At 66.9% G+C, this 435-nt stretch carries 1 protein-coding gene; it reads left to right on the top strand.

Annotation, left to right across the window (positions count from 1 at the left end; genetic code table 11):
* Positions 1 to 435 (top strand): DUF8175 domain-containg protein (locus IO33_RS50960; protein ID WP_209439023.1); only part of this gene is annotated, 435 nt, incomplete at both ends.

The following is a 435-nucleotide window of genomic DNA, read 5'->3' on the forward strand; positions in this document are numbered from 1 at the left end:
CCGAGCTCGCGGCCGACGCCTTCGGCATTCCCACCACCGACTCACACGGCCGCCGGATCGAAACACCCACCAACCCCCTCGGACAGGTGCTCCCGCAAACCGCCAAACCCTCCCCGTCAGCCAGCATCACCGATCCCGATGCACCACTGGACGCGCCGAAAGGCTTGATGTGGCAACGCGTCAACGGCACCCCTCTGGGCTTCTCGACCTCAGACGGACCCACCAGCATCGACAGCTCCGGTGTCCCAGCCGGGTTCTCCCACCCCCCGCAAGGCGCGGTGCTGGCCATCTGGCAGATCTTTCAACGCGCGGCATGGGGTCCAGGCGAACAAACCCAAGCAGTGCTGCGTGAACGGGCGGTGGTCACTGCCCAGTCTCAGCCGGTCGTGGACCGGATGATCAATGGCCGAGACGAGATCGAGCGGCTGCGCCCCC

This window comes from Streptomyces durhamensis, from assembly GCF_000725475.1.
In the GTDB taxonomy this organism is placed as follows: Bacteria; Actinomycetota; Actinomycetes; order Streptomycetales; family Streptomycetaceae; genus Streptomyces; species Streptomyces filipinensis.